Source organism: Candidatus Planktophila sp. (assembly GCF_044348745.1).
Classification (GTDB): Bacteria; Actinomycetota; Actinomycetes; order Nanopelagicales; family Nanopelagicaceae; genus Planktophila.
The window spans coordinates 1-25,187 of sequence record NZ_JBIKSG010000011.1 but is presented as its reverse complement, the minus strand read 5'-3'; the positions used below and the strand labels follow the sequence as shown (position 1 = coordinate 25,187).

The window sequence follows — 25,187 nt, the reverse complement described above, 5'->3', positions numbered from 1 at the left end:
TTGCTTACGTGTTTTGTACTAACGGCGATCAAGGTGGAGAAGAGTCAGGCTTTACGAAAGAAGAGATGCCAGCAATTCGACAACGTGAACAACGGGCAGCTGGTGCTGCAATCGGTGTCACAGATATTACTTTCTTGAATTATGTTGATGGACACTTAGTTCCAACTATCGAATTGCGCAAAGATATCGTTCGTCAAATTCGAATCTCTAAACCAGATCGCATTGTGTGCCAAAGCCCAGAGCGTAATTGGGACCGTATCGGTGCAAGCCATCCTGATCATCTAGCTGCAGGAGAGGCAACAATTCAGGCTGTTTATCCGGATGCACGTAATCCATTTGCATTTACTGACCTACTTGAAAAAGAAGGCCTTGAGCCATGGCGCGTCAAAGAAGTCTGGGTATCAGGTTTTGCCCAACCTGACCACTGGGTTGATATCACCGATACTTTTGATTTGAAGATGGCAGCGTTACACGCCCACGCATCTCAAACAGCACACAACAAAGAGTTAGAAAACATGGTTCGTGAGTGGGGACAACGTAACGCTGGAATTGGTGGGTTACCAGAAGGTCGAATTGCTGAAGCTTTTAAAATTGTAAATACTAATTAGTAATTACTTTTTTGATTTCTATAGGCTGAATAGGAATGCCATCACCAACGTAATATGGTTTTTTGTCCTTGCGATTAATTTGATACGCACCAATATTTCCGATTTGTACGACAATATCTAATCCAGACTTAATCTGTCCCCACACTGTGTAATTCGGTGGCAAAGTACTGTCTTTATAGACTAGAAAGAACTGGGTTGCATTTGTTCTTGGCCCTCTGTTAGCCATAGCAACTGTGCCGGCAGGATAATTAAATTCCGTTGCAGCTGGAAGGTTTTCATCTTGGAACTCTTTCCATCCAACCGGATTAATTCCTTTACCCGCTGAAGGATCTCCGCATTGCAAAACATAGATTCCTGAAGTCGTTAGACGATGACAGAGTGAATTATCAAAAAACTTATTTCGAGCAAGAATGGTGAGTTTTGAAATTGTCACAGGTGCAAGTTGAGTTGCTAATGCAATCTCGATATTTCCACAGTTAGTAACAATTGTCATTGTTGATGGTAATTTAAAAGAAGTATTTTTCTGATTAGACATTTTCATCGGATTATGAGGAACTGATTTTGCTGTCTTACAAAACTCTAAAGAAGTTTTTGGTGCATCATCTGCCTGTGCCGGTTGAATAAACACTGTTGCAGTAAGCAGAGAAAGGGAAAGGGTAATGACCCCAGAGATTGCCCTTTTTCTTTTCATGGGCTCATCATAAATTGTAAACCTGTGAAAACCCTTAAATTATTCCCATTCAATGGTGGCAGGTGGCTTGCTAGTTACATCCAAGACCACGCGGTTAACCTCTCGGACCTCATTGGTGATGCGGGTAGAAATCTTCTCAAGCACTTCATAGGGCACACGGGACCAATCTGCGGTCATGGCATCCTCAGAGGAAACTGGGCGCAGAACAATCGGATGTCCATAAGTTCGGCCATCGCCTTGGACGCCCACGCTTCGAACATCAGCCAAAAGCACAACAGGACACTGCCAAATCTCACGATCTAGCCCAGCTAACTTTAATTCAGCCCGCGCAATCGCATCGGCTTCGCGCAATATATCTAAACGCTCTTTGGTTACCGAACCAATAATGCGAATACCAAGACCTGGACCAGGGAACGGCTGACGCCAAACTATTTCTTCGGGAAGTCCTAGCTCCAATCCAACTTGTCGAACCTCATCTTTAAACAGTGTGCGTAGTGGTTCAACTAAGGTGAACTGCAAATCATCTGGCAGTCCCCCAACATTGTGATGGGACTTAATGTTTGCTGTGCCTGTACCGCCACCTGATTCAACAACATCTGGATACAAAGTGCCTTGGACTAGAAACTCAACATCTCCCCCAGCTGCAATATCTCGCGCTGCTGCTTCAAAAGATCTAATGAATTCACGGCCAATTATCTTGCGCTTCTCTTCAGGATCAACTACATCCTTGAGAGCATTAAGGAATTGATCTTTTGCATCAACTACTACTAGCTGAACTCCAGTTGATGCTACGAAGTCACGTTCAACTTGTTCTGCTTCACCTTTGCGTAGTAAACCATGATCAACAAAAACGCATGTCAGTTGATTTCCAACTGCTTTTTGAATTATTGCCGCCGCTACCGCTGAATCAACTCCACCAGACAGTCCGCAAATAACTCGCTTGTCACCAATAATCTGTTGAGCTTTTGCTATCTCAGTTTCTGCAATATTAGATGTAGTCCAGGTTGGTTCACAATTGGCAATATTGACTAGCCAATTGCGCAATATTTCTTGACCATGTTCGGTATGTAAAACCTCTGGATGAAATTGGACTCCTGCTAATTGTCCTGTTGCATCTTCAAAAGCAGCAATAGGCGTATCTTCGGTTACGGCACACACAGTAAATCCAGCAGGTGCTGCAGTCACTGCATCACCGTGTGACATCCAAACTTTTTGCTGAGCTGGCATTCCCGTAAAGAGCTTAGAAGTCGGCTGGACAGTTGTTTCTGTTCGGCCAAATTCTGAATTACCTGTCTGGCTTACAACGCCACCTAGTGCTGCAGCCATTGCTTGAAAACCATAACAAATACCAAAAACTGGAATCCCTAATGAAAAAATAGTTGGATCGACTCTAGGTGCATTATCTGCGTAAACACTTGATGGTCCACCAGATAAAACAATTGCAGTTGGTTTTTTTGCTTTAACTTCGGAAGCGGTTATTGAAGAAGGAACAATTTCGGAGAAAACTTTTGCTTCCCGAACTCTACGAGCTATTAACTGCGCGTATTGAGCACCAAAATCAACAACTAGAACTCCACGCGTTTCAGCCACGATGAATAAGAACCTCTACGCGCTGGAATTCCTTAACATCTGAATAACCACAGGTTGCCATCGCACGGCGTAGTGCACCGAACAAGTTCATTGATCCATCTGATGTGTGAGATGGTCCCAGCAAGATTTCTTCGAGAGTTCCAATAGTTCCAACATTGACGCGCTCTCCACGAGGAAGAACTGGGTGATGAGCTTCAGATCCCCAATGCCAACCAAGGCCTGGCGCTGCGATTGCTTTTGCTAGTGGTGAACCCATCATGACTGCGTCAGCACCGCATGCAATCGCCTTTGCAATGTCACCGCTGCGACCAACTGCGCCATCTGCAATCACATGAACGTAACGTCCACCTGATTCATCAAGATACTCACGGCGGGCAGATGCAACTTCAGCAACTGCAGAAGCCATAGGCACCTCAACACCTAATACCTTGCGTGTTGTGTGAGTTGCTCCGCCACCAAATCCAACTAAAACACCTGCAGCACCTGCACGCATTAAGTGAAGCGCAGCAGTTGATGTCGCTACTCCTCCAACGATTACAGGCACATCTAGCTCATAAATAAACTTCTTCAGGTTAAGTGCTTCACCTTCGGGGGCAACATGCTCTGCAGAAACAGTTGTTCCGCGAATAACGAAGATGTCCACGCCAGCTGCAATGACGGCCTTATGAAATTCAGCAGTGCGAGCAGGTGACAGTGAAGCTGCAACAGTTACGCCAGAATCGCGAATTTGTTGAATACGTTCCTTCATCAACTCTGGGCGAATCGGAGCGCTATAAATCTCTTGCATGCGCCTAGTTGCATGCTTGTCTGGCATTGATGCAATTTCACCTAGTGGAATACGTGGATCCTCATATCGGGTCCACAATCCTTCAAGGTTTAGGACTCCAAGTCCGCCCAGCTTTCCTATTTCAATAGCTGTCTCTGGGGAAACAACAGAATCCATAGGCGCTGCCATCATTGGAAGTTCAAATTTATAGGCATCGATTTGCCAGGTGGTTGAAACATTTTCAGGATCACGTGTGCGGCGACTTGGCACAATTGCTATGTCATCAAAGGAGTAGGCGGTGCGAGCACGCTTTCCAGGTGCGATTTCGATGTTATTCATGAGCGGCCCTTCTTCTGGTAATTGGGAGCATCGGCAACATGTGCCACATCATGCGGATGGCTTTCCTGTAATCCTGCCGCTGTAATTTGAATCAATCGACCCTCGCGACGCAAAGTTTCGATATCTGGTGCACCTGCATACCCCATACCTGATCGCAAACCACCTACTAATTGGTGGACAACTTCAGCTACAGATCCACGAAAAGCAACCTTGCCTTCAATTCCTTCAGGAACTAGTTTGTCTTCAGACAAAACATCATCCTGCATATAGCGATCTTTCGAATAAGACTTTTGTTCTCCGCGTGATTGCATCGCGCCAAGTGAGCCCATCCCGCGATATGCCTTGTACTTAATTCCGTTAATCTCAATTAGTTCGCCAGGTGATTCTTCACATCCGGCAAGTAGAGAACCGAGCATTACAGAGTTAGCGCCAGCAACTAATGCTTTAACAATATCTCCCGAGTACTGCAACCCACCATCAGCGATCAATGGAATACCTGCTTTGTTACAAGCCTTTGATGCTTCAAGAATTGCAGTCACTTGTGGAACTCCCACACCGGCAACAACACGTGTTGTGCAAATAGATCCTGGACCAACACCAACTTTTACTGCATCTGCGCCAGCATTGATTAATGCTTGGGCACCTGCGCGCGTTGCAACATTGCCACCAATAACTTCTGTGGTTGGTGAAAACTTCTTAATGCGAGCAATCGAATCCAAGACTGCGCGGTGGTGACCGTGGGCGGTATCAACAACTACAACATCAACGCCCGCTTCAATCAATGCTTGTGCGCGTGCAAATCCATCATCGCCAACGCCAACAGCAGCTCCTGCAAGTCCAACGTTCTTCACTAATTTCACATGGGTTACTTGCGCATCAATTGGAAGGTTACGGTGAATGATTCCAATTCCGCCAGCTTTGGCCATGGCGATAGCCATTTCAGATTCTGTAACTGTGTCCATGGCAGAAGAAATCAAAGGAACTGCAATAGAAATGTTGCGAGTTAATTGAGTGGTTGTGCTGACTTCAGAAGGGACTACATCTGAAGCATCTGGAAGCAAAAGAACATCGTCGTAGGTCAGGCCAAGCATTGCGACCTTGTCTGAATCGCTCATTGGGCCCCCTATCGATTGAAGGCCAAAGTCTATCGGGGCTTTAGAGGCCTACAGCACGCTCGATTTCAGCACAGGCATGGGTTAAATCCTGCGCAACTACAACATCAGAGCAGGCTTTTTCATCCCAGCCTGGTCCTCCCACGATCACTCGTGGTGCGGGGCGAACAACCGGGAGCTCTTTGAAAAACTTCGGGTCAGAGTTTTGTTCCAGTTGAGCCCAGAGAAATACTGCAGGCGGAGCTGATCGTTTAACCATTCCTGAAATTGCTTCAAGTGGAGTTCTCGCACCTAAGAAAAAGGTTTCAATTTTCTTTTCAGCCAAAGCAGCAGCTAGCGCATGTATTGCCAAGCAATGGGCTTCTTCGCCAACTGAAGCTAGCAACACCGGCTGAGCATTAACAGGATCCTTGATCTCCACAACGCCTTCACGTAGCAATCTCTTAATCACCTCTGAAAGCATGTGTTCTACTTCAATACCGGTACCAGTTGCGGCCCATTCATCTCCAACTAAAAACAAAAGCGGGACAATGACTTCAGTCCACGATGCAATAACGCCCTTGTCTGCAATATCTTTGCGAAGGACCGTTTCTACAAAACTCTTGTCTAGTGACTTTGCCGCTCGATGTAGTGCATCAACAACTTCTTCACGAATCTCAAACTCATCGACTAAATCCTCAACCGATAACTTTCCTCTATGGGCCTTGGCCTTAACTGCAGCATCAGAGGGTGCAACACCGCTTGTTATCAAACGACGCATAAGAATCAGTTTTGCTAAATCATTTGGGTGATAGCGTCGATGCTCACCCGCCTCGTGGGCTGAGGGTCCCAGCCCATATCGCCGATCCCAGGTCCGAAGGGTGGCAGGTGCCACGCCTATGCGGCGAGCAACCGCGGCTACGGTCAAAAGCTCCTGGTCCATGGCTCAATCGTGGCGTGAAGTGGCCCAACTCACCACCCGAAAACGCCACTTGAACAACTTTTGACCCGAAAATACTTGAACAACCTATGGCGCGGTTGTAGAGTGCTGCCATGGCCGAAATTTCACGCTTACCCCGCCCCGTTGCTGATGAATGGGAGTGGCAGTACCAAGGTTCATGCCGCGAGCTGCCTTCTGAGATGTTTTTTCATCCAGATGGTGAACGTGGTCCCCGTCGTCGAAATCGCGAGAACACAGCGAAAGCTATCTGCGCATCCTGTCCAGTGATTGCAGCATGCCGGGCACACGCACTTGCAGTGCAAGAGCCTTACGGAATTTGGGGAGGCCTATCAGAAGATGATCGCCTCGCCATCATCGGAAAAGATATCAACCCAGACATTTCACACGCTTCTTAAATTTCAATAAAGGGAAAAGCCCCGCAGATTTCTCTGCGGGGCTTCTTTCTTTCCTAATTAGTGAGAGTGTCCACCTGGACCATGTGAATGTCCGTGTCCACCTGCAGCATCAGCTGCAGCTTGTTCTGCTGGCTTGTCATAAACAACCGCTTCAGTTGTAATAAACATTGCAGCAATAGATGCAGCGTTTGCTAGTGCTGAACGAGTTACCTTCACTGGATCGATAACACCATCTGCGGCTAGATCGCCATACACATCTGTGGCAGCGTTAAAACCTTCGTTGTGCTTCATTGCGCGAACCTTTGCAACTACTACGTAGCCTTCAAGTCCTGCATTTTCTGCAATCCAACGAAGTGGCTCATCACATGCTTTGCGAACTAAACGAACTCCGACCGCCTTATCGCCTGTGAATCCAAGATCGCCTTCAAGAGCATCTGCTGCATGCACAAGTGCTGCGCCTCCGCCAACAACGATTCCTTCTTCAACAGCGGCGCGAGTTGCAGAGATTGCATCCTCAAGACGGTGCTTCTTTTCATTGAGTTCAACTTCAGTATGTGCGCCAACCTTAATGACACACACGCCACCGGCAAGCTTTGCTAGACGCTCTTGCAACTTTTCCTTGTCCCAAGAAGAGTCAGTGTTTTCAATTTCTTTACGAAGTTCAGAAACACGAGCAGCAACTGCTGCCTTATCGCCTGCTCCATCAACAATGGTTGTCGCATCCTTTGTCACAACAATTCGACGGGCCTTACCGAGTTCCTCAAGAGTTACGCTTTCAAGTTTCATTCCTAGTTCTGAAGAAATTACCTGACCACCTGTGAGAATCGCGATGTCCTGCAGAGTTGCCTTGCGGCGATCTCCAAAGCCAGGGGCCTTAACAGCAGCTGAGGCGAATACGCCACGCATACGGTTCACGACTAGCGTTGAAAGTGCTTCGCCTTCAATATCTTCAGCGATGATCAAGAGCGGCTTTGAAGCCTGAGCAACCTTTTCAAGCAATGGCAGAAGATCTGACAGCGCTGAAATCTTGTTGCCTGAGATCAATACGTAAGCGTCCTCCAGAATTGCTTCCATGCGATCCTGATTAGTGACGAAGTATGGAGAAATGTAGCCCTTGTCGAACTGCATTCCTTCAGTGAATTCAAGATCAAGTCCAGTTGTTGATGCTTCTTCAACTGTAATAACTCCATCTTTTCCAACACGGTCCATTGCTTCAGCAATCAGTTCACCAATTGCACGGTCCTGAGCAGAGATAGTTGCGACATCTGCAATCTGTGGCTTTCCATTAACTGGAGTTGCCTGCGAGCGCAATTTCTCTGAAACCGCTGCTACGGCTGCTTCAATACCGATCTTGATATCCATTGGCTGCGCTCCAGCTGCAAGGTTACGTAGTCCTTCTTTCACCATTGCTTGAGCTAGAACAGTTGCTGTTGTAGTTCCGTCACCTGCGACATCATTTGTCTTTGTCGCAACTTCTTTAACTAACTGAGCACCCATGTTTTCGGCAGGATCTGAGAGTTCAATTTCTTTTGCAATTGTTACACCATCATTTGTAATGATTGGTGCGCCAAAAGATTTGCCAATAACAACATTGCGACCCTTAGGTCCCAGAGTTACCTTTACTGTGTCAGCAAGAATGTTGACACCGCGCTCCATGGCACGGCGTGCTTGCTCATCAAATTGAAGACTTTTTCCCATTTACTTCTCGATTACAGCGAGAATGTCGCGAGCTGAAAGAACAAGTAGATCTTCTCCACCGTGCTTGATTTCAGTTCCGCCGTACTTGCTGTAGAGAACTACATCGCCAACTTTGACATCCATTGGAACGCGCACGCCATCATCAAAGCGACCTGGGCCTACTGCAATAACAGTGCCTTCCTGTGGCTTCTCTTTTGCTGTATCTGGAATAACAAGACCTGATGCTGTTGTTGTCTCAGCCTCGTTTGTCTTGATAACAATGCGATCTTCTAGTGGCTTAATTGCCATTGGGTTGACTCCTTCTATGTTGATGTCCTCGTGCGACCGCGAATTAGCAGACTCGGGCCGTGAGTGCTAACGCAAACTCTAGGCGTGCCCCACTCACACAGCAAATTGAGCCTTACAGGCTCACAGTCGTAACAGGCAGGCTGGAATCAGCGTCAAAGGCCACTGGGCTGGGTTTGCGGCCTCCAGTCACCATGAGTGAACCAAGGGCAGCAACCATCGCCCCATTATCGGTGCATAGCCCTGGGCTCGGAACTCTTAGCTGGATCCCCGCCTTTTCGCACCGGTCTTGGGCCACAGCGCGAAGCCTTGAATTAGCCGCAACCCCACCTGCAATCACAAGTGAGTTAATTCCTGATTGCTTGCAGGCGGCAATCGCTTTGAGAAGTAAAACATCAACGATCGCTTCTTGGAAAGAGGCAGCCACATCAGCCTTGGCGTAGTTGGGCGTTGCCTCTAAATATCTGGCCACAGCAGTTTTCAATCCTGAAAAAGAAAAATCAAATGGTCGGGTTTGCCAATCATTAGATGTAGTCAATCCACGAGGAAAATCAATTGCGCTCGCACTTCCACCCTTTGCCAAGTTGTCGATGGCAGGACCACCAGGAAATCCTAATTTCATAACACGCGCAATTTTGTCGAATGCTTCTCCTGCAGCATCATCCATCGTTTCACCAAGTTTCGTGATCGATCCTGTGATGTCATCAACTTGCAACAAAGATGAGTGTCCACCACTTACTAGTAATGCAATTGTTGGATCAAGTGGGTTGCTATGTGTCAACGCGTCAACACTTACGTGGGCGGCTAAATGGTTGACTGCATAAATGGGTTTATTCAGACCAAGTGCAACACCAGCTGCAGAACCAACACCAACAAGTAAAGCGCCAACTAATCCTGGTCCACCAGTAACTGCAACTGCATCTATGTCCTTCAAAGAAATATTCGAGTCTTTGAGTGCTTGGTGCAAAGTTGGAATAATCGCTTCTAAGTGTGCTCGGCTTGCAATTTCAGGAACTACTCCCCCAAAACGTGCATGCTCTTCCACGCTAGATGCAATCACATTTGCTAACAATGTGCGGCCACGCACAATTCCAACGGCAGTCTCATCACACGATGTTTCAATACCTAAAACAATTGGCTCACTCATGAAAGCTCCAATCGCATGACTTGCGCATCAAGGCCGCTACCAAAGTAATCCTTGCGAACATTTAGCTTGGAATACCCCAAGGCTTCATAAAGGCCAATAGCCTCAAGGTTGTCAGTCTTAACTTCAAGCATCATCGCCGTTGAGCCTTCAGATATAGCCCAATCGGTAATTTGAGCCATAAGTGCCTTAGCAATACCTTTCCCGCGATGCTCAGGCACAACACCCACAGTCAAAATGTCTGCCGCTACACCGCCAGCTGCAAATACGCCTGCATAGCCAACAATCATTTGTTCTTCATCAAGTGCAACAACGAAGTGGCGAGTAGGGCTGGAAAACTCTTCTTTGTATTGGGATGCAGACCATGGTGAGTATGGAAATAACTCTTTATCGAGTGAGACAAAAACCGCAAGATCAAAGGCGTTTGCCTCGCGATAAGTAATCATGGACGATCCACCGTTGCCACAGCATCTGGTCTGCGCAAATAAATTGGTTCGACAATGTTCCCGGTCAATTTAACTAGTGCTTGCATATCTGGAAATAGATCGCCATGAATTGGTGCACCAGACACATCGGCTGGAAAACTAACTGCCGGTTCGCCAATTCGAATCCCATCTGTGTAGCGAGCCCAATAAACCTCTTTGCGACGTGCATCAACAGTAATTATGAAATCCTTTTCTTCAATTTGTGCAGCGATGGCATCTAAGGAACACACTCCACGCACTGGAACTTGGCGAGCTAATGCAAAACTTTGCGCAAAGGCGATTCCAACTCGAAGCCCAGTAAATGGACCTGGACCCATTCCAACTACAACCTCATCTACCTCACTTACAGTTAACGCTTCTTGAACTAGCGCAGGCAGGGATGGCCCATGAGCAGTTGCTCCATCACGATGCCCACTGAACAAAACACTGTCACCTTGAATGACTGCAACAGAAGTGCGTGAGGTGGAGGTATCAATTGCTAGAACTGTCTTCACAATGAAAACCCTGCCCACCGAGGGCCTACTGGCTTGATTTCAATTTCTCTTTCTTCTGCGCTTCGATCAATTGTGATCTCTAAACGATCCTGGCTAAGTCGCGCAGATTCAGTCCCACCCCATTCAATGAATGTAATTGACCCAGCAATATCCAAATCCAAATCATCTAGATATAGATTGGGATTATCTGAATCAATCAAGCGATATGCATCAACATGAATAAAAGGCACAAGTGCTTTGTGGACCCTTGAAATAACAAAGGTTGGCGAGGTGATGCCTGTAATTCCTAGGCCAGCGCCAACTCCTTGAGCCAGAACAGTTTTGCCCGCGCCAAGTGGGCCATTAACAAGTACAAGATCACCAGCTCGAAGATGAGCAGAGAGCCGAACGCCCAACTGGTGCATCTCATCGGCGGTAGCAGCGGTGATCATTATGTAAGGATAAAGTAAAAGCAGGGCCAGGATAACCTGGCCCTGCTTTTTACTACCCTCGAATTATTGAGAGCGATGTATTAGTTGTCGCCGTAAGACTTCAACCATGGTGCACGGATTCCCTTATCAATTGAAAGGTTGCCGGCTTTACGCACTCCTGTGTAGAGAGCTCCCCCTGAAGGAAGCTTTCCGGTGCTAGAGGCTGTTACCAATGACTTCGCCACCAACAACAATTGTGCTGTAGTGAAGTTACAGTGGTTTGTACCTTGTGCTGCCGGAGTTGATGTGATCGGTGATGACGCCTCATTAAACTTTGTGTAGCTTGCTGGAGGTGTATTCCAGAGCATCAAAAGTTTGTTAGTAGGAGTCTTGTAATCACGAGTTGTCTGGTAAGCCTTCATAGCAGCAGCCTTTTCAGCTGCGTACTGCTCGGCATATAGATCAACTAAGCGCTGTGAAGCACCTGCAGGTGTAATTGGATCTGCCATACCAACCATTAACACTGTAGGAACATTGATCTTTCCTGTGTTGGTGTGTAGTGCATTCATCTTTGCAACTGCTGCTGGATCTGCCTTAGCACGAGGTGCACCTGGGTTAGCAGAAGAAAGTGCGCCCAAGAGAGCGTCAATCACTGTGTTACCAGAAAGTGCTGCGTTGAAAATAACGCGCTCTCCATCAATACGTGCTGCGTAATCAGTCTTTGTATTATCAAAGATTGCTCCGCCCACTTGATTTTCAACATCTTGTGTTGCAAGAACAGCAAGTGCTGCAGCATTTGTTCCATTTTCAAGGATTGCAAGTGCTGGGCTCAGTGCCAATGGGAACGTTAGCTTCAACGGACCTTCTGGACCTGAAACAGAGTCAAAGTGTGCTGATTGAGTTGGAATTCCAGCCATCAAACCAAGTAGCAATAATGCACTTCGTGATGGAACACCAGCTGCAGCTAGAGACTTTCCAGTTGCAGATGATGTATCTGGCCATGCACCAGTTGCAAGAGCTGCTTGCAACTTGCCCATAACGGTGAAGACTTTAACTAGATCACCGTATGACTCTGCAACACCTGCAGCACCTGGTGAATAGTTTCCGCCCTTGATGGTTGGATCAAAGAGAACTTTGATTCCCCATAGGAAGTCACCAGCCATAGTTAACTGAGGTGAAATGTTGTCAGCCATACACATTGGAGCAACAGCTGAAACTAGTTCAGGGTGCTTTTCTGCGAGGCCTTGAGTGATAACGCCACCAAGAGATGATCCCCATGCAATAACTTTGGTTGTCTTTGGGAACTGCTTCTTGAATGTGCCGATTAGCTCAACGTTTGTCTTGATCGCTGAATCTGGATTCCACCCTTGACGAGCAAAACCTGAACCAACGATTGCAATACCTTGGCTAAAGAAGTACTTAGCAACTTCAGCGTTTCCACCAGGAACTGGCTCTGGAGTATTAGTGATCTTGTATCCACCAATCAGAGGAATCCCCGCAGGAATGTCTACGTTGTAGCGGTATCCATGTGAGTACAAAGCAACAGTTCCGTTGAAGTTTGCTGGAACCTGCATTGCATATGGTGCACCGTCTGATGTAACACCAACACAAGTTTGGATCGGGCTCTTACCATCACACGCAGGTGTTGCATTAGCAACAGATGGTGCAGTGACTAGAACTGTTGTTATAAGTGCTGTTACTGAAATTAGCGAAAGTAATCTTACTTTTTTCATTAGTTAGGTAATCCCTTCGCTGGCATTGCAGGACGCTTGTATGTTGACTTAACAACAGCACCAGCTCCTGAATCAGTTGTGTATGTGACGTATGTCTTGTTGATTGGTTCGAGATCTCCTGTTATTGAGTACTCACCAACCCAGTATCCGGTTAGGCCAACGTGGCTTGTCTTTGAGTAACCAAGTGGAACTAATGCAGAGTTTGCAAATGTTGCACCCTTGCTATCGATAGCAGCCATCAATGATTTACGTGTTGGGTTTGGACCTGCAGCCTTGAGTGCTTGCGCAGCCATGAATGCTGAGTTCATTCCTAGCAATACGTTCAGATCAAATGCTGAACCAGGAACTGCCTTTGCATAGATATCTGAGAAGAACTTTACGTACTCATCATTCATATCTGTAGTAGCTGGAACTGGTGAGAATCCAATTGCGCCTCTCAAGACGCCTGCTGGCACACCTGTCAACTTAATTGTTGTTGCATCTCCACCAACTGAACCAAGCATCCACTGTGGCTTATAGCCCAATTGAGCAGCTGTACCCAGCATTGCAGATGTTGCACTTGATACACCGAAGAGAATTACAACGTCAGCTTCTGCAGCCTTGAACTTTGTAATCCATCCTGCAGCAGCTGCAGCACTTTGTGAACCTGATGCGTATGGGACTCTTACAGCGAAGTTAACTCCGGCTGTCTTGAATCCTGCAAGAGCATCTGACCCGAAGTCATCATCCTGATATAGAAGACCAATCTTCTTACCAGCAAATTTTTCTTTAATGTACTGACCCATGATCTTTGCTTCCATAATGTATGAAGGCAAAACTGTGTAGGTAGTTGGGTACTTCTTGGTATCTGCAAATCCACTAAATCCTGTGTTCACAAACAACACTGGAACTCCACGACGGGCTGGATTAACAGATGATGCAACTGCCTTTACATTTGCAGTTCCAAGAGGTGCAAGAAGTGCCATGACCTTGTCCTTAAGGATAAGTTCGTTGGTCTTTGCAACTGCTTCAGTTGGAACATATCGGTCATCTTTAACAACAAGATTGATCTTGCGGCCATTGATTCCACCATTTGCGTTGAGGTAATCGAAGTACGCCTTTGCTGCACCCGGAATCTTGTTGTATCCAAGTGATGCAGTACCTGTAAGCGGCAATGTCATTCCCAGTTTGATTTGGGTTGAAGTGACGCCAACTTCAGCCGCTTGAGCAGGAATAGCTGTTGCAGCTAAACCAACTGTGGCTAGTACCGCTGTTGCTGCTAGCAACGTACGGCGTTGTAGTGCTTTCATGTGTTTCCTTCCATCGAGGGTTATTACGAGAGTTACTGCTTTTACTTCTTTACTTCTTTGTACCGCTATGTGCTGCTTCATGTTTTGCTTTGCGAGCGCGATGTTGTTCAACAGGACCGTTTGGAACAAACAGAACTGTCAAAATCAACAACCCACTAACAATTAAACCTGGCAGATTTGTAGTAACACTCTCAGAACTACCGAGGCGGTGTGCGACCACATCGGCGATTTCTGGGATGGCTACCAAAATCACTGACCCAATAATGACCCCTCCGAGGGTAGTTATGCCAGCGAGAACCGCGCCTGTCAGCAGAGAAAATGAGAGGGCAAGCGGGAATGCGCTCGGGGAAACGGTGCCAATAGACATGGCAAGCAGCGCTCCGGCTAAGCCTGCGATTCCAGCGCTGATTGTGAAGGCTAGGACCTTAGAGCGGGCTGTGTTTATCCCCGCCAATTGAGCCGCGACCTCATTGCCTCGGCCCGCTCTCCATGATCGACCATAGGCAGAGTTCAGAATGTTTCTAACGCTCCACATAGAAATCAATGCAGCAAGGGCTGCGATCCAAAACCACCACTTATACGTGGACATAGGTGATGCACCTGGCCATGCCCCTGTTGAAAGGGTCGTTTGCAACTTATCCAAAATTGAAAGCAGGTTGCCAGAAATCGTTAGCGGCCCTGTTGCGGCAACAACTTCTGGTTCAAAATCAGGTGGTCCAACTTTAAACTCACGACCTTGTTCTCCTCCAAGAATTGGAAACTGATTTGCAAGAGAAGGAAGTCCGATAGCAAGTGCCAGTGTTGTGCCAGCAAGATATGGACCAGAGAGCCGTGCTGCTGCCATGCCCAATAGCAGGCCTCCTATAGAGGCAGCTAAAACTGCTGCAACAAAACACAAAATAATTGGAAGATTAAATTCAAGACGAAGCACCGCAGCTGCATATGCACCGATCGCCATCAATGCCCCGTGGCCTAGTGAGACCTGACCTGAATAACCCGTAAGCAAGATGATTGAAGATATTGCAATCACATAAACAGCGATTGTTGTTCCCTGGCTAACGCGAAGCTCCTCAATGAAGTTACTAAGGATAAAAAGCACTACACCGATCAGAATAAAGAGTGGAAGATGGGTACTTTGTTTTTTACTTTTATGCACGACGCCCCGCCTTTACTCCAATAATTCCCTGTGGCCGCACAAACAAAACAATGAGCAAAATTACAAATGGCGCGATGAAGAAGAGTCCACTGCTGATGTACATCAGTACAAAAGAGATTGAGATCCCAAGGAATAAACCACCCAGAACAGCACCCAGCAAACTATCCAATCCACCGATTACTGCAGCAATGAAGCCAGAGACCAGAAGCAAAGAGAACTCAATTGAATCTGGTGAAAAGTTTCCATTTCCATTAACTGTTTGGAAAAGTCCGGCAACTGCTCCAGCTGCGCCTGCTAATGCCCATCCAAGAGTGCGAACAGCATCGACTCTAACGCCTGAAAGGCGCGCTATTTCAGGTGCATGAGCCGATGCACGAAGTGCCAAGCCAAGGTTTGTTTTTTGGAAAAGAATAGAAAGCATGATGAGTAGAACTACAACGACAACTAGAACCAAGAGCTTTAATGGTGAGAAAACCAAAGTTTCGCCATTAACCGTAAATCCATTATTAGAAATTGGCGCGACAATTCTCAAATCCTGTCCGCCCCAAATCATTGTCACAACAGATTTAATCACTCCCAGTAATCCGAGGGTTGCAATAATTGGTGCCACTCCTGCAATAGGCCCAGAGGATGCGTGCTTGACTAACAATCTCATCAGAATTAATTCAACTAGAGCTGCAAATAATGCGCCGCCAATCATGGCAACTGGAAGGGCGATCCAAAATGAGCCTAATCGTGAGACAGCTTCATAACCAAAGTAGGTTGATAAAAGCGCCATTCCTGCTTGGGCAAAATTAACTACTCGAGTACTGCGCCACACCAAAACAAAAGCAATTGCCATTAATGAATAGATTGATCCAGCAGTAATTCCAATTAGAAGAGTATTTAGTAGTTGCATGATTAGTATCCCAAATATGCAGCGCGGACTGCAGGGTCTTGAATCAACGCTTGTGCGTGATCTACGGCAACAACTTTTCCTAAGTTCAACACAATTCCCAGGTCTGCAATTTTGAGCGCACCCATAGCGTTTTGTTCAACCAGAACAACGGTCAATCTCATTTGGGTCGTCAAATCTCTAATTGTTTGAAATATCTGCTCAACAACAAGTGGGGCTAAACCTAGTGATGGTTCATCTAATAAAAGAAGTTTTGGCTTGGACATAATCGCTCTACCGATCGCAAGCATCTGACGTTCTCCACCAGACAAAGAGTCTGATCTTTGAGAGATGCGCTCACCCAAACGAGGAAAGATGTCAACTACTTGCGCCAATGACTCTTTCATTTCTCTGCCATCTTTGCGCCAGATAGCACCAAGCTCAAGATTTTCTCTCACTGTTAATTCTGGAATTACGGATTTTCCTTCTGACACATGTGAAATCCCCAAGCGAACTAACTTTTCAGGTCTCTCTGCCGTGATTGTTTGTCCATTCCAATTGACCACACCAGAGGTCGGCTTATTCAATCCTGATAATGCTCGCAGCAAAGTTGTCTTTCCAGCACCATTAGATCCAATGATTGCTGCCAGACCTCCGGTAGGAACTGCTAGTGAGACTTGATTAACGGCACAGATGGCCCCATGGTGCACAGTTAGATTCGAGACATTAAGCGACATGATTGCTATCCGTACCTAGATAAGCAGCCATCACGGCAGGATCGCGTCGCACTTTTTCGGCGTCGCCACTTGCAATAACTTCTCCAAAGTTAAGAACGTAAAGTTTGCTACACACAGACATCACAACATCCATGTGGTGCTCAACTAGCAACACTGACATGTCCGCACTCAAATTCTTAATGAGAGAGTTCATCCACTCAATATCTTGAGATCCCAAACCGCCAGCTGGTTCATCAAGCATCAATATCGTCGGTTCACTAACTAGAGCACGTGCAATCGCAACACGTTTTGTGTCTGGATAAGACAAGGTGTCTGCACGCCGATGAGCAATGCCACCTGCAAAGACTCGCTCTAAGGCAACGCGAGCTTTGTCGCGAATCTTGGCTTCATCTTTTCGATTTCTACCAAAGGCTGCAGAAATCAAACCTGACTTTGATAAATGCTGTGCGCCAACCATCACATTTTCCAAAACCGTTAGATCTCCAAACAAGCCAACACCTTGAAGAGTTCGTGCAATTCCTAAATCAACAAGTTCAAAGGGTTTTGGAAAATCACGTTTGTTTCCGTGTAAAGAAAAATCACCTGAATCTGGTGTCACCAACCCGCACAGTGCATTAAATAAAGTTGTCTTTCCCGCACCATTAGGACCAATTAATCCAACAACCTCATTCTTACCTATTTCCAAATAGACATCATTGAGAGCGCGAAGTCCGCCGAAGGAGACATTTACTCTCTCGGCACGCAACGCTGCATTGTTAGTAGACATGATGTGCGTAGATTCTAGGCACTCGAGGCCCAATTCGTGTGACTATTTCATAATTAATTGATAACGATGCAGCACCCCAGTCATCTGCTGTGTACTCACCCTTAGACCCATCACCGAAAACAATCACCCAATCCCCAGAATTGGCTCTCGAATCAGCCCCTAAATCAACAACAAACTGGTCCATAGATATACGACCTATGACAGGAGCTCTTTTGCCATCAACAAAAACTCCCACATTCTTAGCAATGCGCGGTATCCCATCGGCATAACCCATTGCGACAATGCCAAGTTTAGTTTCACTTGTCGTGTGAGTCGTTGCGCCGTAACCGACAGCAGCACCTGCAGGAACCTGCTTCACCAGATGTAACTTCGCCCGAAGCTGCATTGCTGGTTTGAGTCCCAGTGATTCGGAAGTTCCAAGGTTTTCCAGGTCAGGGGTTAATCCATAGATTGCAATCCCGGCTCTCACCATATCGAAGCGCGATTGATGATCCTTAAGCGTTGCAGCAGAGTTGGATAGGTGCCGAACAATATTTGTGTACCCAAAAGATTCTAGAGTGGCAACCATCTCTTTAAATCGTTCACGTTGCTGATTATTCTGTTCTTGACCTGGCTCGTCGGCTCGTGCAAAGTGCGAGAAAATTCCAACAATGTCTATATTGGCAACATGATGGGCATCTAGCTTGCCCCACTCACTCAGAAATCCACCTCGTGTCATACCGGTATCAACTTCTAAATGAATCCGAGGACGATTCTTAGATGTAACTGATCCAATTTGCTCTAATGCAATAATTGAAGAAGCAGCTAAATCAATGTCGTTATCAACGGCTGATTTGAAGTCAGATCCTGGCGGCACCAACCATGCCAAAATCGGTGAAGTAATTCCTGCTTTGCGCAAAGTGATCGCTTCTTCAAGTAGTGCAACTCCGAGCGCAGAAGCACCACCATCAATTGCCGCTCGTGCTACTTCGACTAAACCATGACCATAGGCATCTGCCTTTACAACGGCCATGACATTGGTACCCGAAAGATTTTTGAGGTGCTTTACATTTTCTGTGATTCGAGCAAGATCAATCCGAACTTCAGCGCGATTCATGCTCGCTCCACAATCACCATGGCAGATGCAATGCCGGCATCATGCGAAAGCGAGAGATGTACCTCTGCACCGTCAATGAGATCGGCTATCTCGCCTCTAAACAAAAACACTGGCTTACCGCTCTCCAAATTAACAACCTCTGCCTCATGCCAGGACAAGCCTTTGCCTGCATTAAGTGCTTTTGCAAGTGCTTCTTTAGCGGCAAATCGTGCTGCAAGTGAGTTAAGTGGCTTCGTGCGCTCTGCGGGTGTGAAAAGTTTTTCTAACAACCCCGGTGTGCGCTCTAGAGATGCTTTAAACCGATCAATGTCCACAACATCAATTCCGATCCCATCAATCATTAGAGCAGTCTAGTGCAACTGGCTTTTTGAGGGAACATAGCGATCTATTGCAATAATCGTTACCAATAATGCACTACCAACAAAAAGACCACCCAATAGATCAGTAAACCAATGTGTGTGACGGATTAAAGAAACAACACAAACAGTCAAGCTGATTAGGGCAACTCCTGCACTTGCTAAACGGCCTTGATACCGATCAACTTTTGCATATCGATAGATCAAATAGGCCAATATCCCCCAGGATAAAACTGCGTTAGTTGCATGACCACTTGGGTATGACATGCCTCCAGCGTGCAGTAAATCAAATCCATCTCGTGGCTTGGTGCGGCCCAACAAAATCTTCACCGACCCAACAATCAAATTCAATGACAGTAGAGAGAGAAGGGCAAGGTTGAGTGGGCGCCATGTTTTGAATTTATATGCAATAAAGGCGGCTGAAATTAGCAATACTGTTGCAGTTAACCCTCGAAGACCTAAGTCATCTAAGCGCCTCAAGATAAATCCAGCCAAACCCTCAAATTGAGGCTTTGGTTGACTATTTATTTCCTTGTCATAACTAACAAGTGGCCCATAGGTATAAACCTGATGTGTTACAAATATGAATCCAGCAAACAACAAAAAGGCCCATCGTAAGGCGCGATCCATTTGCCTGCGGCGATTTTGTACCACGTTTGTCATTATTCCACCGTTACAGATTTAGCCAGATTTCGCGGCTGATCAACATCATTACCGCGAACTACCGCCATTTCATATGCAAACACTTGCAGTGGAACCGTTGCTAACACTGGCTGGAACAAAGCTGGCGCTACAGGAATGCGAATAACATGTTCTGCCCCTTCAACATGTGCACCTTCTTCTGCGATAACAATTACGCGAGCACCGCGGGCTTTAACCTCTTGAATATTACTCAACATTTTTTCATCCAAAGCATGCTCATGGCCCGCAGGCAATATTGCAATAACCGGGGTTCCTTGATCAATAAGTGCAATCGGCCCGTGCTTTAACTCTCCCCCGGCAAAGCCCTCTGCATGAATATAGGCGAGCTCTTTTAATTTCAATGCACCCTCTAGTGCTACTGGATATCCAATATTTCTGCCCAGGAACAAGACAGTGTTGTTCTGTGCAAAAGTTCTGGTCAATTCACGAAGTGGCTCTACAGTTTCTAGAATCTGTTCGATCTTTCCAGGCAACTCAAGTAGTTCCTTATAAAGATCCCGCACTTCATTATCTTTCAAGGAACCATTAACTTGGCCCAAGTGCAGCCCAATTAAATAGACCGCAATGATTTGAGTTAACAATGCTTTGGTAGATGCCACTGCAATTTCAGGGCCGGCATGTGTATACAAGACCGCATCTGATTCGCGTGGAATTGTAGAACTGTTTGTATTACAAATTGCTAAAACACGTCCGCCGGCAGCTTTTGCATGGCGCACCGCCATCAAAGTGTCCATCGTTTCACCAGATTGTGAAATTGCAATAATCAAAGTGCTTGGATCAATAATTGGATCGCGATATCTAAATTCACTTGCTATCTCTACATCAACGGGAATCTTTGCCCACTTTTCAATTGCATACTTTGCAATCATCCCTGCGTGATAGGCGGTTCCACATGCAATAACTGTGATTTTTTTCAATGATCTAATCTCATCATGGCTCATGTGTAATTCATCAAGCACAATCTGATTGTTATCACTTAAACGGCCAATCAAAGTATCAGCAACAGCCTTAGGCTGCTCAAAGATTTCCTTTAACATGAAGTGGGCAAAGCCACCCTTTTGGGCTGCGCTTGCATCCCATGAGATCTCATATTCCTTAGGTGTGACTATCTTTCCTTCGATATCTGTGATGACAACACTCGTTGGTGTCATTGTCACAATCTCATCTTGACCTAACTCAATTGCTTTCTTCGTATATTCAATAAAAGCTGCAACATCAGATGCCATGAAATTTTCACCATCACCCAGCCCGACAACAAGGGGCGAGTTACGGCGCACACCCACAACCACATCTGGTTGATCTGCATGAATTGCCAATAATGTGAATGAGCCACGAAGTGCCTTAACTGCATCTCGCATTGCAGCAGTTAAATCTCCATTGTGCTCTTTACGTAGATCACTTAGTAAGTGAGCAACCGATTCGGTATCAGTTTCAGAGGAAAACTTGTGACCCTTTGCTTCAAGTTGTTTGCGTAGTTCAGTGTAGTTTTCAATAATTCCATTATGGATAACTGCAAGCTTGCCCTCATTATCAACGTGAGGATGTGCATTTCTATCTGTTGGTCCGCCGTGTGTGGCCCAACGGGTGTGGCCAATTCCGGAATGAACATTTGGTAAAGATGCATCAAGAGCGTTTTCAAGGTTTGAAAGCTTGCCAGCCTTCTTTTCAATAAAAAGTTTGTCTGGTGTACCTAATGCAATACCGGCAGAGTCATAACCACGGTACTCAAGGCGACGCAGACCCTCAATGAGAGGGTGCGAAGCAGATTGTGGACCTGTATATCCCACAATTCCGCACATTTTTTACCCCAGTTCGTCTTTAACTACATCTGCAAGCTGCTGTGCAACTTCTTGCGCAAGGCTATCACTGGAGGCTTCAACCATGACTCTTACCAGGGCTTCGGTGCCAGATGCTCGCAATAAAACTCGGCCAGAATCGCCTAAGCGCTCTTCGGCCGACTTCACTGCTGTCCCAATAACTGCAGATTGTGGCAACTTATCTTTCGCAACATCTTTAACGTTAATCAACACTTGAGGGAACCGAACCATAGTTGCGGCTAATTCCTGCAAGGTCTTTCCTGTGCGAACAACTTCTTGCAAGAGTTGAAGAGCGGTAAGAATTCCATCACCAGTATTTGCAAGATCGCGCATGATCACATGGCCAGATTGCTCGCCACCTAATGAGTAATCATTTGCAATCATGTTCTCTAATACATAACGATCTCCAACTGGAGTTGTGACTACAGAGATACCTGCATCTTTCATGGCATGCATGAAACCTAAGTTGCTCATGACGGTGCCAACAACGGTGTCAGCCTTTAATACGCCACGTGCCTTAAATCCACGAGCCAAAATTGTCAGAATATGATCGCCATCAATTTCATTACCAAGAGCATCAATTGCTAAACAACGATCTGCATCTCCATCATGGGCAATACCAACATCTGCACCTTCCCGAATAACTGCAGCTCGCAATTGGTGCAAATGTGTAGAGCCACAATCATCATTAATATTCCAGCCATCTGGCTCATTAAAGATCGCAACTACTTCAGCACCTGCGCGTCGATACGCCTCAGGTGCAACAAAAGAAGATGCACCATTTGCGCAATCAACAACAATTTTTAATCCTTTAAGTGGTGTTTGAACTGAAGCTAGCAAATGCGTGAGGTAACGCTCTGCCGCTGTGTCATCATTGATTGCACGGCCAACATTTCGACCAGTTGGGCGCTCCCAGTCTTCACCCATGCGGGCTTCGATGCGCGCTTCGATCGCATCATCTAACTTGCCGCCACCACGAGCAAATAACTTAATTCCGTTATCGGGCATTGGGTTATGAGATGCCGAAATCATTACGCCTAGGTCTGCCTTTGATTCAGCAACTAAGTGAGCAATCGCAGGCGTTGGCAACACGCCAACTCGATACACATTGATTCCAGCACTTGTTAAACCTGCAACCACTGCTGCTTCTAAGAACTCACCAGAGGCCCGTGAATCCTGGCCAACAATTGCAGTGGGCTGATGATCCTTATTTGATGAGCTTTCTACCAATATATGTGCGGCAGCAACAGAAACATCTAAAGCAAGTTCTGCGGTGAGATCACGATTGGCTAAGCCACGGATTCCATCGGTGCCAAATAGCGCCACTGGAGCTCCTTTTGTAAAAGTGAATTAACGCTTTGAGTATTGAGAACGCTTACGTGCCTTCTTAAGGCCGTACTTCTTGCGCTCAATAACACGTGCATCACGTGAAAGGAATCCAGCCTTCTTGAGTGCTGGACGGTTTGCTTCTTCATCAATTTGATTGAGTGAACGAGCAACACCTAAACGAAGTGCACCAGCTTGACCTGAAACTCCACCACCGTTGATACGTGCGAAAACGTCGTACTGGTTTTCAGCACCAACTGTGCGGAATGGTTCAGAAACTAACTGCTGGTGAACTTTGTTTGGGAAATAATTTTCTAGAGTCTTACCGTTAACAACCCAACGACCTGTTCCCGGAACTAGGCGAACACGTGCAACTGCTTCTTTACGGCGACCTGTGCCAGCACCTGGGGCCTTGATTGCAGGACGGTTAGTTGCTGGTGCAGGTGTTGATGAAGAGTATGAAGTAGGAGCTTCTTCGTTGTCGATCAAATCAAAATTCTCTGACATTTACTGTTCCTTTACTTCACGATTTGTGAAACTTGAGTGAATACATATGGCTTTGGTGCTTGTGCAGCATGTGGGTGTTCTGGACCTGCATACACCTTTAGCTTTGATGCGATCTGGCGACCGAGTGAATTCTTTGGAAGCATTCCCTTGATTGCCTTTTCAACTGCGCGTGTTGGGTGCTTTTCTAGAAGCTCTCCGTACACAGTAGAAGTTAAACCACCTGGGAAACCTGAGTGATGGTGAGACCACTTCTGGGTTGACTTGTTTCCTGACAATGCAATCTTTTCTGCATTGATAACTACAACGAAGTCACCCATGTCCATGTGTGGTGCAAATGTTGGCTTGTGCTTTCCGCGAAGTAGAACGGCAGCATGTGTTGCAAGACGGCCCAAGACCACATCTTGTGCATCGATGATGTGCCAGTTACGGACTGCATCACCAGCTTTTGGACTGTATGTACGCACGCTATTGCCTACCTTCTTGTAGAGATTAATGACGGCGCCTTTGTCAGGCGCAGAGGAGTAAGGGTACCCGCGTCAGGCTCAGGGGTCAAAATGGCGCTTATACGCCCCTACTCCTGATCTGGGGCTTCACGACGCGCCACTGTTTGTGCGGCCCGGTCTAAAAGCTCAGCATCTGAAGGGTAATCCACCTGGCGAAGGGTCAGGCCACAGGCTGGAAAGACCAAACTATCTGAGATTCGAACCTTGTTGGCCAAAGTCTGCGCAATCCATTCCGGACCAAAGCGTCCATCTGCAACACAGACCACAGCCCCCACTAAATTGCGCACCATCGAATAGCAAAAGGCATCTGCCACAACATCGCCAACTAAATACCCCTCAGAATCTCGGAGCCATTCAAACTTTTGAAGTTGGCGAATAGTTGTAGCACCTTCGCGGAATTTGCAGTACGCCGCAAAATCGTGATCTCCCAGCAATAGTGCGCTCGCTGAATTCATTGCTTCTATGTCTAAGGGGCGATACCAGGAGGCAACATCAAACCGGTGTAGCGGAGAAATAACTTGATTCGCATCCAAAATCTTATATGTGTAGTGACGGCGAAGTGCAGAAAAGCGAGCATGGAATGCAGGTGGGGCTACGGAGACATCCATGACCCGAACATCGGTATCTAAAATTCGATTTAACTTATAGCCAAGCTCTTCGAGTTGAATGCTTTCAGGAAGATCAACATGAATAACCTGACCGGTAGCGTGAACACCCGCATCTGTACGACCAGCAACAATGCTGTCTACCTTGCTTTGCGAAATCTTTGCTATCGCTTTTTCTACCTCTTCTTGAACCGATCTGCGATCTGGTTGCTTGCCCCAGCCAGAAAAGTTTGTGCCATCGTAGGCAAGATCAAGGCGCAAACGAAGAAACCCACTCTCAGGATAGAGAGTGGGTTCCGTCATGATAATTATTTCTTAGAAAGAAAGTTTTACTTATCTTTCTCAGTTAGTAATTCAATTACTGCCATAGGTGCGTTGTCACCCTTGCGAGGACCGACCTTAGTAATACGTGTGTATCCGCCTTCACGTGTTGCAAAGCGTGGACCAATTTCAGTGAAAAGAGTGTGTACAACGCTCTTATTCTGAATCTGAGCCATGACCTGACGACGTGCAGGTAGATCACCCTTCTTAGCGAAAGTAATCAACTTTTCCGCTAATGGACGCAGGCGCTTAGCCTTTGCCTCTGTTGTAGTGATCTTGCCGTGCTCGAACAACTGCTCTGCAAGTGTGCGTAGGAGTAGTCGCTCATGTGATGGGCCTGAACCCAGACGAGGACCTTTACTTGGTGTTGGCATTATCGATTCTCCTAGGCCTGCTCTGCATCGACGAAATCATCGTCGACTGATGCGTTGTAGTTCTGATG

The 25,187-nt window shown here is 46.5% G+C and carries 28 protein-coding genes; 2 read left to right on the top strand and 26 right to left on the bottom strand.

Features of this window, described 5'->3' with window-relative positions; translation table 11 throughout:
• A partial coding sequence (locus AC9UH7_RS03335) for a PIG-L deacetylase family protein (protein ID WP_509595039.1) occupies nucleotides 1–608 on the top strand: 608 nt, incomplete at its 5' end.
• Here the strand turns inward: AC9UH7_RS03335 and AC9UH7_RS03330 are convergent.
• From AC9UH7_RS03330 to AC9UH7_RS03310, 5 genes are read right to left on the bottom strand one after another with little or no spacing between them, the layout of a single operon-like run.
• Entirely contained in the window at nucleotides 601–1,299 is a 699-nt protein-coding gene (locus AC9UH7_RS03330; protein ID WP_509595036.1) for a peptidylprolyl isomerase, read from the bottom strand. The genes AC9UH7_RS03335 and AC9UH7_RS03330 overlap by 8 nt on opposite strands.
• 39 nt (nucleotides 1,300–1,338) lie before the next feature.
• Nucleotides 1,339–2,889: a glutamine-hydrolyzing GMP synthase gene (gene guaA, locus AC9UH7_RS03325; protein ID WP_509595033.1), complete on the bottom strand. Its 1,551-nt coding sequence runs from the start codon at nucleotides 2,887–2,889 to the stop codon at nucleotides 1,339–1,341.
• Complete coding sequence (locus AC9UH7_RS03320; RefSeq protein WP_509595030.1) at nucleotides 2,882–3,994, bottom strand: GuaB3 family IMP dehydrogenase-related protein; 1,113 nt, start codon at nucleotides 3,992–3,994, stop codon at nucleotides 2,882–2,884. The genes guaA and AC9UH7_RS03320 overlap by 8 nt, the downstream gene beginning before the upstream one ends.
• Nucleotides 3,991–5,109 (bottom strand): IMP dehydrogenase, encoded by a 1,119-nt coding sequence (guaB, locus tag AC9UH7_RS03315; RefSeq protein WP_509595027.1) that lies wholly within the window; start codon nucleotides 5,107–5,109, stop codon nucleotides 3,991–3,993. Before guaB ends, AC9UH7_RS03320 begins: the two co-directional genes overlap by 4 nt.
• 40 nt (nucleotides 5,110–5,149) lie before the next feature.
• Nucleotides 5,150–6,028 carry a MerR family transcriptional regulator gene (locus AC9UH7_RS03310; RefSeq protein WP_509595024.1) on the bottom strand — a complete coding sequence of 293 codons (879 nt, stop codon included), beginning with the start codon at nucleotides 6,026–6,028 and terminating at the stop codon, nucleotides 5,150–5,152.
• Nucleotides 6,029–6,138: 110 nt separating this feature from the next.
• Here AC9UH7_RS03310 and AC9UH7_RS03305 point away from each other — a divergent pair, with 110 nt between their 5' ends.
• The gene (locus AC9UH7_RS03305) at nucleotides 6,139–6,441 is read left to right on the top strand and encodes a WhiB family transcriptional regulator (RefSeq protein ID WP_509595022.1); all 303 of its coding nucleotides are present in this window, start codon (nucleotides 6,139–6,141) and stop codon (nucleotides 6,439–6,441) included.
• Nucleotides 6,442–6,498: 57 nt separating this feature from the next.
• Here the strand turns inward: AC9UH7_RS03305 and groL are convergent, their stop codons facing one another.
• The 21 genes from groL to rplQ form a co-directional block, all read right to left on the bottom strand.
• Entirely contained in the window at nucleotides 6,499–8,139 is a 1,641-nt protein-coding gene (gene groL / locus AC9UH7_RS03300) for a chaperonin GroEL (protein WP_509595019.1), read from the bottom strand.
• Complete coding sequence (groES, locus tag AC9UH7_RS03295; protein WP_509595017.1) at nucleotides 8,140–8,427, bottom strand: co-chaperone GroES; 288 nt, start codon at nucleotides 8,425–8,427, stop codon at nucleotides 8,140–8,142.
• A gap of 112 nt (nucleotides 8,428–8,539) precedes the next feature.
• On the bottom strand, nucleotides 8,540–9,571 hold the full coding sequence (gene tsaD / locus AC9UH7_RS03290; protein WP_509595015.1) for a tRNA (adenosine(37)-N6)-threonylcarbamoyltransferase complex transferase subunit TsaD: 1,032 nt from the start codon (nucleotides 9,569–9,571) through the stop codon (nucleotides 8,540–8,542).
• Nucleotides 9,568–10,014, bottom strand: coding sequence for a ribosomal protein S18-alanine N-acetyltransferase (rimI, locus tag AC9UH7_RS03285; protein WP_509595013.1), 447 nt, complete (start codon nucleotides 10,012–10,014; stop codon nucleotides 9,568–9,570). Before rimI ends, tsaD begins: the two co-directional genes overlap by 4 nt.
• Entirely contained in the window at nucleotides 10,011–10,547 is a 537-nt protein-coding gene (tsaB, locus tag AC9UH7_RS03280; RefSeq protein WP_509595012.1) for a tRNA (adenosine(37)-N6)-threonylcarbamoyltransferase complex dimerization subunit type 1 TsaB, read from the bottom strand. The genes rimI and tsaB overlap by 4 nt, the downstream gene beginning before the upstream one ends.
• On the bottom strand, nucleotides 10,544–10,978 hold the full coding sequence (tsaE, locus tag AC9UH7_RS03275; RefSeq protein ID WP_509595009.1) for a tRNA (adenosine(37)-N6)-threonylcarbamoyltransferase complex ATPase subunit type 1 TsaE: 435 nt from the start codon (nucleotides 10,976–10,978) through the stop codon (nucleotides 10,544–10,546). The genes tsaB and tsaE overlap by 4 nt, the downstream gene beginning before the upstream one ends.
• Before the next feature lie 80 nt (nucleotides 10,979–11,058).
• Nucleotides 11,059–12,690, bottom strand: a complete 1,632-nt coding sequence (locus tag AC9UH7_RS03270) for an alpha/beta fold hydrolase (RefSeq protein WP_509595006.1) — start codon at nucleotides 12,688–12,690, stop codon at nucleotides 11,059–11,061.
• Nucleotides 12,690–13,979: an ABC transporter substrate-binding protein gene (locus tag AC9UH7_RS03265; protein ID WP_509595004.1), complete on the bottom strand. Its 1,290-nt coding sequence runs from the start codon at nucleotides 13,977–13,979 to the stop codon at nucleotides 12,690–12,692. Before AC9UH7_RS03265 ends, AC9UH7_RS03270 begins: the two co-directional genes overlap by 1 nt.
• 49 nt (nucleotides 13,980–14,028) lie before the next feature.
• Nucleotides 14,029–15,078 (bottom strand): branched-chain amino acid ABC transporter permease, encoded by a 1,050-nt coding sequence (locus AC9UH7_RS03260; protein ID WP_509595001.1) that lies wholly within the window; start codon nucleotides 15,076–15,078, stop codon nucleotides 14,029–14,031.
• Nucleotides 15,079–15,127: 49 nt separating this feature from the next.
• Nucleotides 15,128–16,033: a branched-chain amino acid ABC transporter permease gene (locus AC9UH7_RS03255; protein WP_509594998.1), complete on the bottom strand. Its 906-nt coding sequence runs from the start codon at nucleotides 16,031–16,033 to the stop codon at nucleotides 15,128–15,130.
• Between the two features lie 2 nt (nucleotides 16,034–16,035).
• Entirely contained in the window at nucleotides 16,036–16,746 is a 711-nt protein-coding gene (locus AC9UH7_RS03250; RefSeq protein ID WP_509594995.1) for an ABC transporter ATP-binding protein, read from the bottom strand.
• The gene (locus AC9UH7_RS03245; protein WP_509594992.1) at nucleotides 16,736–17,512 is read right to left on the bottom strand and encodes an ABC transporter ATP-binding protein; all 777 of its coding nucleotides are present in this window, start codon (nucleotides 17,510–17,512) and stop codon (nucleotides 16,736–16,738) included. The genes AC9UH7_RS03250 and AC9UH7_RS03245 overlap by 11 nt, the downstream gene beginning before the upstream one ends.
• The gene (gene alr / locus AC9UH7_RS03240; RefSeq protein ID WP_509594989.1) at nucleotides 17,502–18,608 is read right to left on the bottom strand and encodes an alanine racemase; all 1,107 of its coding nucleotides are present in this window, start codon (nucleotides 18,606–18,608) and stop codon (nucleotides 17,502–17,504) included. Before alr ends, AC9UH7_RS03245 begins: the two co-directional genes overlap by 11 nt.
• On the bottom strand, nucleotides 18,605–18,949 hold the full coding sequence (locus AC9UH7_RS03235) for a holo-ACP synthase (protein WP_509594987.1): 345 nt from the start codon (nucleotides 18,947–18,949) through the stop codon (nucleotides 18,605–18,607). Before AC9UH7_RS03235 ends, alr begins: the two co-directional genes overlap by 4 nt.
• Nucleotides 18,950–18,958: 9 nt before the next feature.
• Entirely contained in the window at nucleotides 18,959–19,627 is a 669-nt protein-coding gene (locus tag AC9UH7_RS03230) for a phosphatase PAP2 family protein (protein WP_509594985.1), read from the bottom strand.
• A complete protein-coding gene (gene glmS, locus AC9UH7_RS03225) occupies nucleotides 19,627–21,465 on the bottom strand; it encodes a glutamine--fructose-6-phosphate transaminase (isomerizing) (RefSeq protein WP_509594982.1) in 1,839 nt (612 codons plus the stop codon). The genes AC9UH7_RS03230 and glmS overlap by 1 nt, the downstream gene beginning before the upstream one ends.
• A gap of 3 nt (nucleotides 21,466–21,468) precedes the next feature.
• Nucleotides 21,469–22,809 (bottom strand): phosphoglucosamine mutase, encoded by a 1,341-nt coding sequence (glmM, locus tag AC9UH7_RS03220; RefSeq protein ID WP_509594980.1) that lies wholly within the window; start codon nucleotides 22,807–22,809, stop codon nucleotides 21,469–21,471.
• A 24-nt stretch (nucleotides 22,810–22,833) separates the two neighbouring features.
• Nucleotides 22,834–23,316: a 30S ribosomal protein S9 gene (gene rpsI, locus AC9UH7_RS03215; protein WP_509594978.1), complete on the bottom strand. Its 483-nt coding sequence runs from the start codon at nucleotides 23,314–23,316 to the stop codon at nucleotides 22,834–22,836.
• A gap of 11 nt (nucleotides 23,317–23,327) precedes the next feature.
• Nucleotides 23,328–23,780 carry a 50S ribosomal protein L13 gene (gene rplM, locus AC9UH7_RS03210; protein ID WP_509594976.1) on the bottom strand — a complete coding sequence of 151 codons (453 nt, stop codon included), beginning with the start codon at nucleotides 23,778–23,780 and terminating at the stop codon, nucleotides 23,328–23,330.
• Between the two features lie 107 nt (nucleotides 23,781–23,887).
• Nucleotides 23,888–24,727, bottom strand: a complete 840-nt coding sequence (truA, locus tag AC9UH7_RS03205) for a tRNA pseudouridine(38-40) synthase TruA (RefSeq protein ID WP_509594974.1) — start codon at nucleotides 24,725–24,727, stop codon at nucleotides 23,888–23,890.
• A gap of 26 nt (nucleotides 24,728–24,753) precedes the next feature.
• On the bottom strand, nucleotides 24,754–25,119 hold the full coding sequence (rplQ, locus tag AC9UH7_RS03200) for a 50S ribosomal protein L17 (protein WP_509594971.1): 366 nt from the start codon (nucleotides 25,117–25,119) through the stop codon (nucleotides 24,754–24,756).
• Between the last annotated feature and the right edge of the window lie 68 nt (nucleotides 25,120–25,187).

Bases quoted from the DNA above. Each gene is read 5' to 3' on its own strand.
- AC9UH7_RS03330 (WP_509595036.1), bottom strand. From the start codon at position 1,299: ATGAAAAGAAAAAGGGCAATCTCTGGGGTCATTACCCTTTCCCTTTCT.
- AC9UH7_RS03320 (WP_509595030.1), bottom strand. From the start codon at position 3,994: ATGAATAACATCGAAATCGCACCTGGAAAGCGTGCTCGCACCGCCTAC.
- guaB (WP_509595027.1), bottom strand. From the start codon at position 5,109: ATGAGCGATTCAGACAAGGTCGCAATGCTTGGCCTGACCTACGACGAT.
- AC9UH7_RS03310 (WP_509595024.1), bottom strand. From the start codon at position 6,028: ATGGACCAGGAGCTTTTGACCGTAGCCGCGGTTGCTCGCCGCATAGGC.
- AC9UH7_RS03305 (WP_509595022.1), top strand. From the start codon at position 6,139: ATGGCCGAAATTTCACGCTTACCCCGCCCCGTTGCTGATGAATGGGAG.
- groL (WP_509595019.1), bottom strand. From the start codon at position 8,139: ATGGGAAAAAGTCTTCAATTTGATGAGCAAGCACGCCGTGCCATGGAG.
- groES (WP_509595017.1), bottom strand. From the start codon at position 8,427: ATGGCAATTAAGCCACTAGAAGATCGCATTGTTATCAAGACAAACGAG.
- tsaD (WP_509595015.1), bottom strand. From the start codon at position 9,571: ATGAGTGAGCCAATTGTTTTAGGTATTGAAACATCGTGTGATGAGACT.
- rimI (WP_509595013.1), bottom strand. From the start codon at position 10,014: ATGATTACTTATCGCGAGGCAAACGCCTTTGATCTTGCGGTTTTTGTC.
- tsaE (WP_509595009.1), bottom strand. From the start codon at position 10,978: ATGATCACCGCTGCTACCGCCGATGAGATGCACCAGTTGGGCGTTCGG.
- AC9UH7_RS03270 (WP_509595006.1), bottom strand. From the start codon at position 12,690: ATGAAAAAAGTAAGATTACTTTCGCTAATTTCAGTAACAGCACTTATA.
- AC9UH7_RS03265 (WP_509595004.1), bottom strand. From the start codon at position 13,979: ATGAAAGCACTACAACGCCGTACGTTGCTAGCAGCAACAGCGGTACTA.
- AC9UH7_RS03255 (WP_509594998.1), bottom strand. From the start codon at position 16,033: ATGCAACTACTAAATACTCTTCTAATTGGAATTACTGCTGGATCAATC.
- AC9UH7_RS03250 (WP_509594995.1), bottom strand. From the start codon at position 16,746: ATGTCGCTTAATGTCTCGAATCTAACTGTGCACCATGGGGCCATCTGT.
- AC9UH7_RS03245 (WP_509594992.1), bottom strand. From the start codon at position 17,512: ATGTCTACTAACAATGCAGCGTTGCGTGCCGAGAGAGTAAATGTCTCC.
- alr (WP_509594989.1), bottom strand. From the start codon at position 18,608: ATGAATCGCGCTGAAGTTCGGATTGATCTTGCTCGAATCACAGAAAAT.
- AC9UH7_RS03235 (WP_509594987.1), bottom strand. From the start codon at position 18,949: ATGATTGATGGGATCGGAATTGATGTTGTGGACATTGATCGGTTTAAA.
- AC9UH7_RS03230 (WP_509594985.1), bottom strand. From the start codon at position 19,627: ATGACAAACGTGGTACAAAATCGCCGCAGGCAAATGGATCGCGCCTTA.
- glmS (WP_509594982.1), bottom strand. From the start codon at position 21,465: ATGTGCGGAATTGTGGGATATACAGGTCCACAATCTGCTTCGCACCCT.
- rpsI (WP_509594978.1), bottom strand. From the start codon at position 23,316: ATGTCAGAGAATTTTGATTTGATCGACAACGAAGAAGCTCCTACTTCA.
- truA (WP_509594974.1), bottom strand. From the start codon at position 24,727: ATGACGGAACCCACTCTCTATCCTGAGAGTGGGTTTCTTCGTTTGCGC.
- rplQ (WP_509594971.1), bottom strand. From the start codon at position 25,119: ATGCCAACACCAAGTAAAGGTCCTCGTCTGGGTTCAGGCCCATCACAT.